Genomic DNA, 13,848 nt, shown 5'->3' with positions numbered 1-13,848 from the left:
CGAACGCAAGGAGGCGACATGAGATCAGACTGGGACGATGCACCCGAATATCTACGCAACAGAAAGAAACCAGGCCCTTGGAGAGTCCTGGCGATAGTTGGAGTCGGGTCGACGATCATGGCGGCGCTGGTAATGGCTTTCGGCAAGCCCATCGTGTTGGACGTAGACCAGATCAAGCAGGGCATTCATGTCGGGGGCATGCCTTGGTTTAACCAAGCGCCAGCACAACCCATTCAGCCTGTTACCCCGCCTCCGGTTGCAAGCTACGAAGCGCCGACAACAGAACCGGCGCCCCAACAGCGGCAACTAAGCCAGGAAGAGATCGAGTGGTTCGAGCAAGCCACCGCTCGGGCTGTGCAATCTCGCCAAACTTCATTCAACGACAACAACTACAACCCGAAGCAGCCAACCAGCACCTATACCCCGCCGGCTATTCATCAAAGTGTCGCCTCTCCAGCCGCAAACGAGCGTCGACCACGCACGGTGCACAGAGAGCACACTGCGAAGTGGATAAAGAGCTGGAACGGTGGCACCGACTATCTGGCGGAATGGATGGCAGTTAACAACTACATCGACGGCACGAGCGTATGCGCCAACCACCGTCGTGGATCGATCAATTATCGTGAATGCCGCAAGGCGGCCAAGCAGCATTTCCATGAGGAGTGTCGGACATGGCGTGCGCGCTTTGATGGTGATCGCAAAGATCATAGTCATCAGATGAGGACACGTTATTGCGGGGCGGCAAGTAGCTTCAACCCGATGGGCTGAGCTTCTTGGTAGCACCAGCACTTCAGCCTGATCGCAAATCGACGCGAAGTAGCACTGATCAGCGGGCCTCGTCGCTTCTGGAGGAAAAAGGGGACAGAATTATTTTCTAAAGCTGTAGACGCCTGTGAAACTGCCCTGATTCTTAGCTAATTTGCAGCCCAACGCTACTGAATGCCTTCTACCGCATGCACACCGACCAAGGCAGCTGCTGCAGCGGCAGCTGTCCGTCCCAACCTCCTTCAATAAGCCGCTGCAGCCTCGTCGAGCTGTAGGCTGAGGCTCAGCAGGCCGCCGCCGGAGAGATACCACAGCGCCGGGTCGAGGTAGACAATTTGGCCATTGCGCCCGGCGCTGGTGGCGCTCAATGGCGAGGCACGCAAGGCTTCGGTGGTCAGGGGCTCTGCACCGATTGCCGCGCTGCGGTCGATGATGAAGATCACCTCTGGGTCAGACGCGAGCACCGCATTGACGTTCATGGGCTGCGGGCGTTGGCGCGGTGAGCCGGGCTCGGCAGGCACTGGCGCGGCGAGTGTGCGTGGATAAAAGTGACAGATGTATTTAACAGCCCTAATCATTGAGCAAGGAGGCGACATGCGATCAGATTGGGACGATGCGCCCAAGTACCTACGCAGCAGGAAGGAGCAAGGGCCATGGCGATTTTTTTGAAACGGGACAGATTTATCTAGCGCCCCTGCCAGGGGAGCACTCCACATCAGCCTGCAGCCAAGACGGAATATCGCTCATCCCGTGCAGTACGCGCCAAAACCTCAATGTGGCTAGTACGCTCCATGTAGAACACCACATAGGGATACCGCTTGAGCGGCAAGGATCGCAACCCTGGAAGATCCAGCTCATGTGCGTAGCGGTTGGAGCCTGACTGAGGGTGGCGGCTGAGCTGTTTATAGGCATGCTCCAGCGCATCAATCAGCCCTAGCACCGCCTTATCGGCCTCTTGCTCCAGGTAGTACGCAATCGCTCGATCAACGTCCTCGCGCTAGCGCTAGCGCTCTTGGAATGACTGGCTTTTGCTTCATTCGCGAGCATTCCGAACCCGATCACGCAGAGATTCGAAGTAATCGGCATCAACGGGAGCAGTCGGCGCCGAGGCAGCACCCGCCGGTAGCAGACCCCGAAGATGCTGGCGGTCCTGGTCCTTGCGGATCAATTCGCGGACATATTCACTACTGGTGCCGTAGCCACGCTGATTGACCTGCTCGTCCACGAAGCTCTTTAGAGTGTCGGGAAGGGAGATGTTCATGGTGCTCATGCTGGCGGCCCGCTTGGCAAAAATTGGCAAGCCAACTTTACCGCCCTGCTAAATAAAGTGTCGATATTGCAGTGCCGACTGCGACGAAACGACCGCCGCCCATGTAGACAGCCGCCGCAGCGGCAGCTGCCCGTCCCACGTTCCTTTAATAAGCCGCGGCAGCCTCGTCGAGCTGCAGGCTGAGGCTCAGCAGGCCGCCGCCGGAGAGATACCACAGCGCCGGGTCGAGGTAGACAATCTGGCCATTGCGCCCTGCGCTGGTGGCGCTCAATGGCGAGGCACGTAGGGCTTCGGTGGTCAGGGGCTCTGCACCGATTGCCGCGCTGCGGTCGATGATAAAGATCACCTCTGGGTCAGCTGCAAGCACCTGATTGACGTCCATTGGCTGCGGGCGCTGGCGTGGTGCGCCAGGCTGGGCTGGCGGCGGCGCAGCCAGCGCGCGTGGCGCCTGCAACACCGAGTAGATCACCGGCTGTTCGGTGGGTGAGAAATTGCCGTCGTTGTGCGTAAGCACCAGCGTGCGCTTGCCTGAGTTGGCGACGCGCATGTGCGCCTGGCCGATCTTGGCAGCCGTAACCTGCAATTGCTGCCGGGCCTCGGGCAGTCTGCCGAACAGCGTTCCGAGCGCCAGCACGTTGCGCTCGAGCCCTTGCAGGTAACCCTGGCCTTCGAGGCTCATGTCCAGTGTTGGGGCAATCTTGCTCAGGGCCTGTCCTTGCTCGCCCTGGCGCCCGGTGACCATGATCACGTCTGGGTCGAGCTTGCGTATGGCGCGCTCGTCAGGCTCCTTCATGCTCCCGGTGTCGACTCGGGCGGGCAAGCTGTTCTTCAGGTAGGTCGGCACGCCGGAGGCCGTGCCCTTCACGCGATCGCCCAAGCCCAGGGCCACCAGCGTATCGACCGTGCCGAAGTCGAAACTCACGACGCTGCGTGGGTTGCGAGGGACGACGACCTGCGTGCCGTCTGGCTGGTCGATGGTCATGCCGACAACGTTAGCGGGCGGCGTAGGCGCATCGGGCGAACTGCTGCAGGCCGTCAGGGCGAGTAGCATCGAGGCGGTTAGGGCGAGCTTTTTCACGTGCGGGCGTCCTCTGTCTATATGCAAGTGAGAAACCATATCATTAGAACGAAGAGAAGCGGGACGCGCAGGTGCAACGAATGCACACGCGGTGGCGGGCGGACCTCGCGGTTGGCGGGCGCTACGCTTTGCGCGCCCCCTTCTGCATCCCCTGCGCTCGTGTTCCCGGCTGCTGGTAGCGAGCAGATGCGCCTGGTCGCAACCGTCCTAGCCCCTACCTACACCCCACCTCCCACAACTGATCCATCCTCGTCGTAAAACTCTGGCTCATCATCTCTCGCCGCATGCCCCAATCCGGAGCGGTGGGAATGCGGCCCGGCCTCAGGGTGTTGCGCCCCCACTTGGCGTTGACGGCATCGAGCACGCCCATGACTCGCTCGGCGGCGGCGGCGGGTTGGGTTTCGGTGAAGAGATCGTCGGTGTATTCGCCGCGTTGGCAGAGGTCCATCAGCAGCACTTCGGCTTTGCTGAAGGCAAAGCCCTCTCGATAGACAAGCTCCAGCCCGGCGATGGCGGCGCGGGTGATGTAGCGGGTGTCGTCGGTGGGGTATGGCAGTTCGCAGACGATGCCTTTGGCGAACCTGGGTTCGTCGGGGTTGAACATGCCGGTGCGGATGCTGACGCGCACACGCTTGCACAGCGACTGCTGTGCCCGGAGTTTTTCACTGGCGCGGGCGGCGTAGGTGGCGACGGCTTCGCGGATTGGGGCAAGTTCGCGCAGACGATCGCCGAACATGCGTGAGCAGCAGATCTCCTGCTTGAGCGGGGTCACGTCTTCCAGTTCCAGGCAGGGCGTGCCGCGCAGCTCGCGGGCGGTTTTCTCGACCACGACGCTGAATTGTTTGCGCAGGGTCCAGGCGTCGGCGTTGGCCAGATCCCAGGCGCTGCGAATGCCCATGCTGTTGAGGTGTTCGGTCATGCGCCGGCCGATGCCCCATACATCGCTCACGCTTGTGACGCGCAACACCTTGTCCCGCCGCTCGGGGTCGCGCAGGTCGACCACGCCGCCGGTTTGCTTCTGCCAGCGCTTGGCCGAGTGGTTGGCGAGCTTGGCGAGGGTCTTGGTGTTGGCTATGCCGACGCCGACGGGTATGCCGGTGAGGCGGAACACGTCGGCACGAATGCGGCGCCCGATGGATTCCGCGTCGGGCATGCCAGAAAGATCGGCGAACGCTTCGTCGATGGAATACACCTCCACGGCCGGCACGCGCTGTTCGATCACCGTCATCACGCGCTCGCTCATATCGCCGTACAGTGCGTAGTTGCTGGAAAACACCACGACGCCCCAGCGCTCCAGATCACGGCGGACCTTGAAATATGGCGCGCCCATCTTGATACCCAGGGCCTTGGCTTCTGCAGAGCGGGCGATCACGCAGCCGTCGTTGTTGGAAAGCACGACGATGGGCGTGGTGCGCAGGTCCGGCCGGAAGACGCGCTCGCAGGCGGCGTAGAACGAGTTGCAGTCGATCAGCGCCAGCGTGCGCTCAGTATTTGCCATGGGTGCGCACACTGAAGGGGACGACGCCCCAGACGTACAACTCTTCGCTTTCGAGCAGGTAACGCGGCGGAAACTTCGGGTTGGCCGAGCGCAGGATGATCTGGTCGCCCTGCCGGTCGAAGATCTTCACCAGCGGCTCGTTATTCAGCGCAGCGATGACGATCTCGCCTTTCTCGGCTTCGCGGCCGCGATCGATGATGAGGATATCCCGGTCGAAGATGCCCACCTGAATCATGCTGTCGCCATCCGCGCGTGCCAGGTAGGTGTGCGGTGCGCGGATGTTCATCAGCTCATCGAGCGAGAGCGTGCCTTCCATGTGATCCTGCGCGGGGCTCGGGAAGCCGGCGGGTATGCAGAAGCTGAAAAGTGGCAAGGCAATAGTGGACGGGGCAGCAGGCCCCAGGAAATGGATGGGCATGGTACAGACCTCATAACTGTATATGCGTACAGTATTGCGAGCCCCCCTTCCGGTCAATGGAGCCAGACGCACGGGCAGCCATGATTGGTGATTCGCCGCAGCCTACTCCCTTCGCCGGCTCCGGGCCTTTTTCAGCCCGTAACGCCGCGCTGTGATTTACTCCATCAACACCAGCCCACGTGATGAGAGCGCATGATGAGAACAGTAGACCCGACCGTCTTCATGCAGATAAACGACCTGCTCTGCCGGTTCTTTCTTTCCTTCGATAACCGGGACTGGCCAGCGATGGTCGAGTGCCTTGCGCATGAGATCGCGGTGGACTATTCATCCTCGGGCCGGGAGCAGCCCACCACCCTGAGCGGCCAGGCGTTCGTCGACCGCAGGCAGAACGCGGTTGACCGGCTTGCCAAGCACCACAGTTTTACCAATTTGCTTATCACCGGCGGCGTGGATGAACGCGGTGTGGATGCGCAGTGCAATTATCTGATTCTTCGCTTTGACCCTGCCGGCTCAGACGAGGACTTCTTCCATTCGTGCGGAAGCTATGAGTTCGGCTTCGCGAATATGGAGGAAGGCTGGAAGATAGCGAGCATCAAGCAGAACATGCTCCGCACCTGGGGCAAGCGGAGCCTGCATGGAGGTTCCTCGCAGGGGAAAGCCTGACTAGGCCATTCAGAAAGAAAAAGCCCTGCATGAGCAGGGCTTAACTGTCACCGGTGCGTCAGTTGGATGGGCAAGGCGGCAGCGACGTCCGATTCTGAGTGCCATCGTTACGGGTGAACTGGCAGCCATAGGCGGGATCAGCTACGACTCGAGGGTTAAGAACTTCGTCACCGGCCGGCTTGATGCCCTGTTGTTCCCATTGCAGCATCGCCGCCATGGCTTCGACCTGCTCCTGATAGGTGAAATCACAGTGGCTCGGTGCCCGAATGGCCCGTTGCACCAGCAGTTCCCCGTTGCCATTGGCTTCGGCGTTGCGGCGATAGATCTGCTGATGCTTGAACGGCACGTAAAGGTCGCCCAGGGTGTGGATGCTGACCACCGGGACGTTGAACTGGCCGTTCACCACCGGAATCCAGCGCAAACCATCCGGACGGATGCTGTTGGCTGGCGGATGGCCGACCACGCGGATGATCGAGTCGTTGAACTCGCGTTCCTCGCGAGACATCGCCTTGTTCGTATCGAACTGGTAGCGCGTGGCGAGGTTGCCAGAGAGCGAATCGGCGAGGATGCCGTCGACGGTGCCGTCCCGCCCGCCGGTGCCGAGCACGACGCTCTGCAGGCTGGTGCGGAAGCCTTCGGCGAAGATCGGCCGCTCGCCCCCGCTGAGTTCACGGACGATGCCTTCGAGCTTCTCGCCTTGCGGCGATGGATCGGTTGGATAGCTGTCCCACAGCGCGCCGATGATCTGCGGCAGCTTGGCCTGGAAATCGGTCGCCGGGAAGCTGGTCGGCCCCTGCCCCGCCAGGTGTTGCGCGGCCAGGGTGAAATTCATCAGGTATTCGAACTCGTAGACGTCGCCGGTCACGCCGCACATGGGCACCGAGCCGTCGTACACGACGCGGTTGTTGGCCGTCGCGTAGGTCTCAGCTTCCACTGCTGCAGCCGCGACATGCCCACCCATCGAATGCCCGGTGATATAGGTCTTGCTCGGCGCAGCCTTGCCGGTCAGCTCCCTGAAGGCCAGCGCCAGCGCGTTGGTGTCCTCGATGCCGGCGCGCACATCGTAGTAGTTCTTGCTGTAGCTCGAGGCGGCCCAGGCGTAGCCCTGCTGCAGCAGCCAGGGGCGAATGGCCGGGGGGCTGACGGTCAGTTCCGGGCCCTGGCCGCGAAAGCCGTGTGCATACATCACCAGCATGCCGTTCCAGTTCGGCGGTACCTCGATTTGGTAGGACGAGCCCTCGTAGATACCTGTCCAGCGCTCGCTGGGCAGGCCGGGAAATGCAGCCAGGGGTGAAACGATCGGCACGAAGACACGTGAATCCTGCGCGCGGGATCCGCTGCCGGAGATCGGCGGCTTGACCGGCTTGGACCGCGCCTGGACATCTGCCGCTATTCCAATCGTGCCGACCAGCATGACGCCGGCGATGGCACGCCCACAGGCTGAAGCCAACTTGCTCTGAAGCATGGGAGGTTCCTCGGTGTTTATTGTTTTTGTTCTTGCGATGCGAGCTTTGCCTGGCGCCGAGCAGCAAGCACTGCCGAGCTTCGACTAACCGTGGCAGAAAGCTTGGACCTGTCAAACCGATCAGCTGCTTGCCGGATAGTTGGCGATGTCGTCACGGGAATATGTCAACTGGCGTCGCGCTTATGGCAGCCGGTCAGGCTGAGCAACAAGGCCGGGCCAAGCCGCACGACTTAGGCGAATGGAGCGGGAGATTGCGGGCGCAGACCCAAGCGGCAGGGCGCCACCCAGGCCCGGAGAAGGAAGCGAGGCTCAGCAGTTACCCTTCTTGGCCTGGCCAGGTGGGCAATGGTGGCCGCCATGGCCGCCGCCGTCGCCCACATCGATGCCGATGCCCGGCAAGCGCAGGCTGCAGCCTGTCATCAACAGAGCCGCCAGCACGAGGGCTACGGCACGAATCGTCACGGATTGCGCTTTCATTGGAATACTCCTGAATTTCCTGGCCAGGCGCTAACGGTAGGCGCCCCGCCAGGCAGTATCCGCCGCCAGGGACAGGAACGACAGATATTCGTGGATGAAGCGAAGCGCGGGATCATCGCCAGGGCGGCGATGATCCCGACGCCAGGTGGTCAGCCGGCGCGGTACTCCGCATCGGCCGCTTCGAAGCGGCGCTGGATGGTAGCTGCCGGCGCTTTGCCCATCAGGCTCACGACATAGATGGCGAGGCTGGCGAGGATAAAGCCCGGAATGATCTCGTACAGCCCAAGGCCGATGAACTCCTTCCAGACCACCACGGTGACGGCGCCAACCAGCATGCCCACAAGCGCGCCGTTACGCGTCATGCGCTTCCACACCAGCGAGATCAGCACCACCGGGCCGAAGGCCGCACCAAAGCCGGCCCAGGCGTAGGACACCAAGCCCAGCACCTTGCTCTCCGGATTCGAGGCGATACCGATGGCGATCAGGGCGATCAACAGCACCATGGCGCGGCCGACCCAAACCAGTTCGGTCTGCGAGGCACCCTTGCGCAGGAAGGCCTTGTAGAAGTCCTGGGTCAGGGCGCTGGAACTGACCAGCAGCTGGGCGCTGAGCGTACTCATGACGGCCGCGAGCACGCCGGAGAGAATGATGCCGGCCACCCAGGGGTTGAACATCAGCTTGACCAGCTCCATGAACACGCGCTCGCCGTTCTCGGTGACCGCGCCGGCCAGTGCAGGGTTGTCGGCGAAGTAGGCGATACCAAGGAAGCCCACGGTCACGGCGCCGGCGAGGGTCAGGATCATCCAGGCCATGCCGATGCGGCGAGCGTTGGGGATGGTCTTGACCGAATCGGCGGCCATGAAGCGCACCAGGATGTGCGGCTGGCCGAAGTAGCCGAGGCCCCAGCCGAGCAGCGAGATGATGGCGATAAAGGACAGGCCCTTGAACATGTCGAAGTTCGACGGATCCTGCGCCGCGATAGTGTCCATCGCGGTGCCCAGGTCGCCCAGTGAGAGGATGACGAACACCGGCGTGATCAGGAGCGCAAAGATCATCAGCGTTGCCTGCACAGTGTCCGTCCAGCTCACCGCAAGGAAGCCGCCGATGAACACGTAGAGGATGGTTGCCGCGGCGCCAACCCAAAGGGCCGTGCCGTATTCCATGCCGAAGGTGGACTCGAACAGGCGCGCACCGGCCACCACGCCCGAGGCGCAGTAGATGGTGAAGAACACCAGGATCACCAAGGCGGAGAAGATACGCAGCAGGCGGCTCTCGTCTTCGAAGCGATGGGAGAAGTAATCTGGCAGCGTCAGCGCGTTGTGGTTGTACTCGGTGTGCACGCGAAGGCGGCCGGCGACGAACAGCCAGTTGAGCCAGGCGCCGGCGATGAGGCCGATGGCGATCCAGCTTTCTGAAAGACCGGCAACGAATATCGCGCCGGGCAAGCCCATCAGCAGCCAGCCGCTCATGTCCGAGGCGCCCGCTGATAGCGCGGTGACAAAGCTGCCGAGGCTGCGGCCGCCGAGAATGTAGTCGTCGAAGTTCTTGGTAGCGCGGTAGGCGGTGAAACCGATCAGAATCATCGCCACGATATAGATCACGAAGGTGATCAGGGTCGGGGTGCTCACATTCATTGGTGTTGTTTTCCTTGTGCTGCGGGGACCAGGCCCCCGCCTCCACTGACTAGACGCGAACGCTTGTGGCGCAGCGCTGGCAACGGACGGTCGGGTTAGGCGCGAAAGGATAGCGTCTCGCTGCGCTCAATGCTCGTGACCGGACAGTTTTACCCGGTAGAAGTGCAGACGATCCAGGAAAAACGGACGGCGGCGAACCGGCAAGCTGCCGGTTGCAGAGGTGCGCGAACCTATCGATCGATAACCTGGCCGCGCATGGGAGCCAGGCGCGCCAGCAAACGGTTCTGTGCCGGAATCGATACGCCCTCGGCTGTCATTGCTGCCTGCAGGTTTTCCACCAGCGCATTGAAGTCGCTCGGGGTGAGCGCCTGCCCCTTGTGGCTCTCCTCCATGCTGTCGCCGGTGTAGACGCAAGGGCCACCGGCTTCCGCGCAGAACTGTTCGATCAGTTTGTCGCGCAGGCGCTGAATGTCGATGTCCTGGAAGTGCTCGACAATACGGCGATCATCGGCGATGCGCAGCAGCATGCCCTCGACGATACGGGTGACGCCAGGCTCACCGCCCAGCTGCTGGTACAGGCTGTCATCCCTTGGGGGTTGCCCAGCGCAGGCACCGAGCAGCAGACAGACGAGCAGAACCAGGCCGCGCATCAGAAACTCCCCTGAATGGATAAGTAGGCGCCGTCCTGATTGTCCAGCGTGGCGATCTCGCCAAGGCGTGCATAGGCCAGCACCAGGGCAAGCTGCTTGTGCGGGAAATAGCCGAGGAACAGGTCTGCCCAGTCGCTTTCGCCCGCGAAGGACAGGTTGTCCGGCTTCTCCCGATACTCAACGCCTAGCGCCCAGCTGGGGTTGAACAGCACTGCAACGGAGCCTTCCTTGAGCAGACTGCGGCGGTCACGCCGATCTCCACCGAAGCCGAGCAGGCCGAGCTCATTGGCGCGACTGTAGCGCACGCCACCGTTGACCAGCAGGTTGTAGCCGAAGGCGCCGCCGAGTATCAGCCGGCTGCCGGTGAGGTAGGCCTCGGTGTCCTCGTCGCGCTGTGCGCCGACCAGGGACGGAATCAGGAAATCCTTCTGACGTTTATGCTGCAGGCCTAGCGACACCTGCGGCAGGCGATCATAGATCAGGTCGCCGAACAGCCGCAGTTTGGCGCCGAAAATGTCCTGGCTGAGGCTGTTCTCGGGAAGCGACAGCTCACGGGCAAGCGAACCGAGATCGAAACGCTGCCGGGCAAAAGACAACTCCAGGCGGTTGTCGAAGGCAAACGCCACCCCACCGACATCCAGTCGGTAGTCCCCGGTTTCCACACGAGTAGCGAAAACGTCACCGCCCCACTCGCCCCGCTCACCGTAGCCAGCCAGCACGGCCCAGGGCGTTATGCCGCCGCCCGCCGTGCCTTCGATGCTGGTTGCGCCTCCGCTAGCCAGCAGGCGCCCCGCCTGGGCATTGGCCAGCAGCGGCGTGCAGCATGCGGCCAGCAGAAAGGCTCGTGCGAGTCTCATGAGTGCTCCTTGAGCGGTCGGGCAGCCAGGTGAGGTTGTTGTATCAGCCATGCCTCGAAGGCATCGGCCGGCAGCGGGCGGCTGAAGAAGTAGCCTTGCAGGGTGTCGCAACCCCAGGCCCGCAGCAGGTCACGCGTCTCGCCATGTTCGACGCCCTCGGCCACGACCTTCAGGCCCAGCGCGTGGCTCATGTCGATGGTCGAACGGACGATCACCGCGTCGCCGCAGGTCTCGTCCAGCTCACGGATGAAGGATTGATCGATCTTCAGTTCCTGCACTGGCATGCGACGCAGTTGTGCGAGCGAGGAATAGCCGGTGCCAAAGTCATCGACCGACAAGCGAATGCCCAGCGAGCGCAATCGATGCAGCATCGCCAGGGCGCGTTCCGGATCGCGCATCACCGCACTTTCGGTAATCTCGAAAACCAGCTGGTGACCCGGGATCACGTAGCGCTGCAGCAACTCGGCGACCCGGTGCTCGAGGGTGAGGCTGACGAGGTCGTCGGCGGAAATGTTCAGCGACACCTCCAGATACAGACCGCGCCCGTTCCAGACGTGAAGCTGACGCAGCGCAGCCTCGATCACCCAGGCCGTCAGCAACTGGATGCTGCCGGTGCGCTCGGCCAACGGGATGAATTCGCCGGGCGACACTGCGCCGTACTCTGGATGATTCCAGCGCAGCAGGGCTTCGGCCTGATAGACCCGCCCCTGCTCAAGGTCGACCTTTGGCTGGAAATGCAGCTGCAAACCGCCACCCTGCGCGGCGCGGCGCAGATCGCGAATCAGGGTGATCTGCCGCTGATGCGCATCGTCACGGCCGTGTTGGTAGAGTTGCAAGCCGTCCGGCATCTGCGCCGCGTCCTGCATGGCGATCCGCGCACGACGCAGCAGATCATCGACGCTGCCGGCATCGTCCGGGTAACCGGCCACGCCGATGTGCGCTTCGAGGCGCATTTCAAGCTCGGCAACGCGAACGGGCAAGGCCAGCGCCTGCTGCACCGCGACCGCGGCACTGAAGGCATCGTCGGCCGAGGTATCGCTGACAATCAGTAGGAACTCGTCCGACAGCATTCGCGCCAGGTGATCGCCCGGCTGCACCCCAGCCTGCAGGCGCTGAGTCAGCTCACGCAGCGCCTGGTCGACGCCTTCGGAGCCGCCGCTGTCCCGAACGCTATCGAGATTGCCGATACCGATGTGCAACACCGCCGTGGTTCGTCCTGCATCCAGGGCGTTGGACAGTAGTTCGGCAGCGAGCGTGCGATTGGGCAGCCCCGTTACGTCATCGTGCAGCATGTTGTGGGCAATAAGCTGCTCGCGTTCGGCAATGCCACGCTGCATCTGATTCAGAGCCGTGGCCAAGCTGCCCAGCTCGTCGCCGCGATCCAGCTCGATCGGCGTCTGGTAATCTCCACGCCCGACCCGCTCTGCCGCATGGGCAAGGGCATTGACCGGCTCCGACAGGCTACGCGCCAGCAGCAGCGCGCCGAACAGCGAGGCGATCAGGCCAACACAGGCAATCAGCAGAATCCGCGAGTCCAGTTGGTGGAAACCGGCCAAGGCGTCGTCCAGCGAGCTGTGCACCAGCGCGACGACTCGGTAGTCCTCGCCCTGCGACAGCACCAGGTCCTCGTTGAGATAGCGCTCGCCTCCCAGCATCAGCTCCTCGACGCCGTTGGCGTGGTCATGCCGGCTCCAGCCCCTGAGCAGCTCGTCATGGATATCCGGCTTGAGCGTGCTCGCCATCTGGCCCGGACCGCCGCCCTCCTTGGCCAGGAAGGACACGTCCAGGCCCGTCAATTGCTTGAGTTCACTGGCCAGCGCCTGGTCCATGGCGAAACCCATCACCACCCGCGCGATTGGCAGAGGCGCACGGACTTCCGCCTCGACCATCAGGTGCGCCTGCTGGTCCAGCGACACCACCAGCATGGTCTGGCCCCGCTGACGGGCCTCACGCAGCTCGGCGGCGTAGCGGAACATATCGCCCGCGATCGCATTGGACAGGCTCGATGCCAGGATCCTGCCGTCAAGGCCGAGCAACATGGCTTCGCTGGCATTTATTCGCGCAGCCTGGTTGGCCATCGCCGACTGCAGAGTCAGGGTGTCACCGCTGGCCACTGCATCCTTGAAGCCGAAATCGGCGGCCAGTACCTGGACGCCATCACGCAACTGGCGACCACGCATATCGATCAGCCGCTCGAAAACCCGTAGTCCGGATTCCAGTCGCTCGGTTGCTTGTCTGTTCACCGCCGACTCGGTTACCAGCCGCACGGAAAAATACAGTGCGCCGATCACCACCAGAAGAAAGGCGGCGAGTATCCAGGACAGGCGGGCATGGAAACTAAGGCTGCGCGTCACGGGTGGCTTTCCTGAAGGCATCGGCAAACGGCGTTGGCGCAGGGGGCGAGGGTTGCAGCGCAGCGGTAACCGCCACCGGCAGCCTCAACTCGACCGTTTCTTTACCCGGCCGCAGGGTGCCCGCGTCCACTGGCTGCCCATCAATCAGGGCCGGATGCCAGGCCGTTGCCGGGTACTGGCCGGCTGGCGCATCCAGCTGAACGAGACCTTGGGCGTCGCTAACGGCAAACCAGGGATCGTCGGTGATATAGACGTAGCCGAGCATCCAGTCGTGGATATTGCAGCCCAGCACCACCAGGCCCGGCTGATCGAAGGTTACCGGCACGCTCGGTGTTCCCTCGTAAAGGCGCAGTTCGAAGCGCTTCGCCGGCGAGAAGGAATAGACCTGATGGCGGATATCGTCGCGATTGGGAAAGCTCACTGCGGTGCCGGTGGCCACGGCAAGCACCGCCGGCACGAACTGCTTGTCGACCTGGTCCATCACCGCCAGGCCAGCGGGCCTGGCCTGCGTCTCGCCCGCCAGGCTGAGCACCGCGCCCGCGACCGGCTGCCCCTGCGCATCGAGGACACGTACGCTGAGTGGCTGGGCCTGAGCTGTTGCGTACACGCAAGACAGCAGAAAACAACTGGACCACAAAACACGCTTGAACATCTGGCTGACTCCGCCACCTTGACGATTACCCTTGGACTACCGCCTTCCTTGGCAACCTGCTGGCCTG

General features: G+C 62.6%; 15 protein-coding genes. 2 read left to right on the top strand and 13 right to left on the bottom strand.

The window, feature by feature from the left end:
- Positions 1-18: 18 nt before the first annotated feature.
- On the top strand, positions 19-768 hold the full coding sequence (locus AC4LFW_RS02475) for a hypothetical protein (RefSeq protein WP_491817504.1): 750 nt from the start codon (positions 19-21) through the stop codon (positions 766-768).
- A 239-nt stretch (positions 769-1,007) separates the two neighbouring features.
- On the opposite strand, the gene AC4LFW_RS02470 is transcribed toward AC4LFW_RS02475, so the two are convergent.
- From AC4LFW_RS02470 to AC4LFW_RS02445, 6 genes are all read right to left on the bottom strand, one after another.
- The gene (locus AC4LFW_RS02470) at positions 1,008-1,244 is read right to left on the bottom strand and encodes a hypothetical protein (RefSeq protein WP_491817503.1); all 237 of its coding nucleotides are present in this window, start codon (positions 1,242-1,244) and stop codon (positions 1,008-1,010) included.
- Between the two features lie 236 nt (positions 1,245-1,480).
- The gene (locus AC4LFW_RS02465) at positions 1,481-1,705 is read right to left on the bottom strand and encodes a type II toxin-antitoxin system RelE/ParE family toxin (protein ID WP_491817501.1); all 225 of its coding nucleotides are present in this window, start codon (positions 1,703-1,705) and stop codon (positions 1,481-1,483) included.
- 93 nt (positions 1,706-1,798) lie between these two features.
- Entirely contained in the window at positions 1,799-2,035 is a 237-nt protein-coding gene (locus AC4LFW_RS02460) for a type II toxin-antitoxin system ParD family antitoxin (protein ID WP_491817499.1), read from the bottom strand.
- Positions 2,036-2,180: 145 nt separating this feature from the next.
- Positions 2,181-3,113, bottom strand: a complete 933-nt coding sequence (locus tag AC4LFW_RS02455) for an ABC transporter substrate-binding protein (protein WP_491817498.1) — start codon at positions 3,111-3,113, stop codon at positions 2,181-2,183.
- A 214-nt stretch (positions 3,114-3,327) separates the two neighbouring features.
- Positions 3,328-4,611: a Y-family DNA polymerase gene (locus tag AC4LFW_RS02450; RefSeq protein WP_491817496.1), complete on the bottom strand. Its 1,284-nt coding sequence runs from the start codon at positions 4,609-4,611 to the stop codon at positions 3,328-3,330.
- Positions 4,598-5,029, bottom strand: a complete 432-nt coding sequence (locus tag AC4LFW_RS02445; protein WP_491817494.1) for a LexA family protein — start codon at positions 5,027-5,029, stop codon at positions 4,598-4,600. The genes AC4LFW_RS02450 and AC4LFW_RS02445 overlap by 14 nt, the downstream gene beginning before the upstream one ends.
- Before the next feature lie 222 nt (positions 5,030-5,251).
- Between AC4LFW_RS02445 and AC4LFW_RS02440 the strand changes: the two genes are divergently transcribed.
- Positions 5,252-5,692: a nuclear transport factor 2 family protein gene (locus tag AC4LFW_RS02440; protein ID WP_491817492.1), complete on the top strand. Its 441-nt coding sequence runs from the start codon at positions 5,252-5,254 to the stop codon at positions 5,690-5,692.
- A gap of 58 nt (positions 5,693-5,750) precedes the next feature.
- On the opposite strand, the gene AC4LFW_RS02435 is transcribed toward AC4LFW_RS02440, so the two are convergent.
- The 7 genes from AC4LFW_RS02435 to AC4LFW_RS02405 all read right to left on the bottom strand — a co-directional run bounded on the left by AC4LFW_RS02435 (position 5,751) and on the right by AC4LFW_RS02405 (position 13,781).
- The gene (locus AC4LFW_RS02435; RefSeq protein WP_491817490.1) at positions 5,751-7,157 is read right to left on the bottom strand and encodes an alpha/beta hydrolase; all 1,407 of its coding nucleotides are present in this window, start codon (positions 7,155-7,157) and stop codon (positions 5,751-5,753) included.
- A gap of 309 nt (positions 7,158-7,466) precedes the next feature.
- Positions 7,467-7,634 carry a hypothetical protein gene (locus tag AC4LFW_RS02430; protein ID WP_491817488.1) on the bottom strand — a complete coding sequence of 56 codons (168 nt, stop codon included), beginning with the start codon at positions 7,632-7,634 and terminating at the stop codon, positions 7,467-7,469.
- Positions 7,635-7,783: 149 nt separating this feature from the next.
- Complete coding sequence (gene putP, locus AC4LFW_RS02425; protein WP_491817486.1) at positions 7,784-9,268, bottom strand: sodium/proline symporter PutP; 1,485 nt, start codon at positions 9,266-9,268, stop codon at positions 7,784-7,786.
- 230 nt (positions 9,269-9,498) lie between these two features.
- On the bottom strand, positions 9,499-9,918 hold the full coding sequence (locus AC4LFW_RS02420; RefSeq protein WP_491817484.1) for a group I truncated hemoglobin: 420 nt from the start codon (positions 9,916-9,918) through the stop codon (positions 9,499-9,501).
- A complete protein-coding gene (locus AC4LFW_RS02415) occupies positions 9,918-10,775 on the bottom strand; it encodes a DUF3034 family protein (protein ID WP_491817482.1) in 858 nt (285 codons plus the stop codon). Before AC4LFW_RS02415 ends, AC4LFW_RS02420 begins: the two co-directional genes overlap by 1 nt.
- Complete coding sequence (locus AC4LFW_RS02410) at positions 10,772-13,129, bottom strand: putative bifunctional diguanylate cyclase/phosphodiesterase (RefSeq protein ID WP_491817481.1); 2,358 nt, start codon at positions 13,127-13,129, stop codon at positions 10,772-10,774. Before AC4LFW_RS02410 ends, AC4LFW_RS02415 begins: the two co-directional genes overlap by 4 nt.
- Complete coding sequence (locus tag AC4LFW_RS02405; RefSeq protein WP_491817479.1) at positions 13,113-13,781, bottom strand: methylamine utilization protein; 669 nt, start codon at positions 13,779-13,781, stop codon at positions 13,113-13,115. The genes AC4LFW_RS02410 and AC4LFW_RS02405 overlap by 17 nt, the downstream gene beginning before the upstream one ends.
- Positions 13,782-13,848 lie beyond the last annotated feature (67 nt).

It is taken from the genome of Stutzerimonas sp. C6.4V (assembly GCF_058536345.1).
This window is presented reverse-complemented; position numbering and strand designations above follow the sequence as displayed.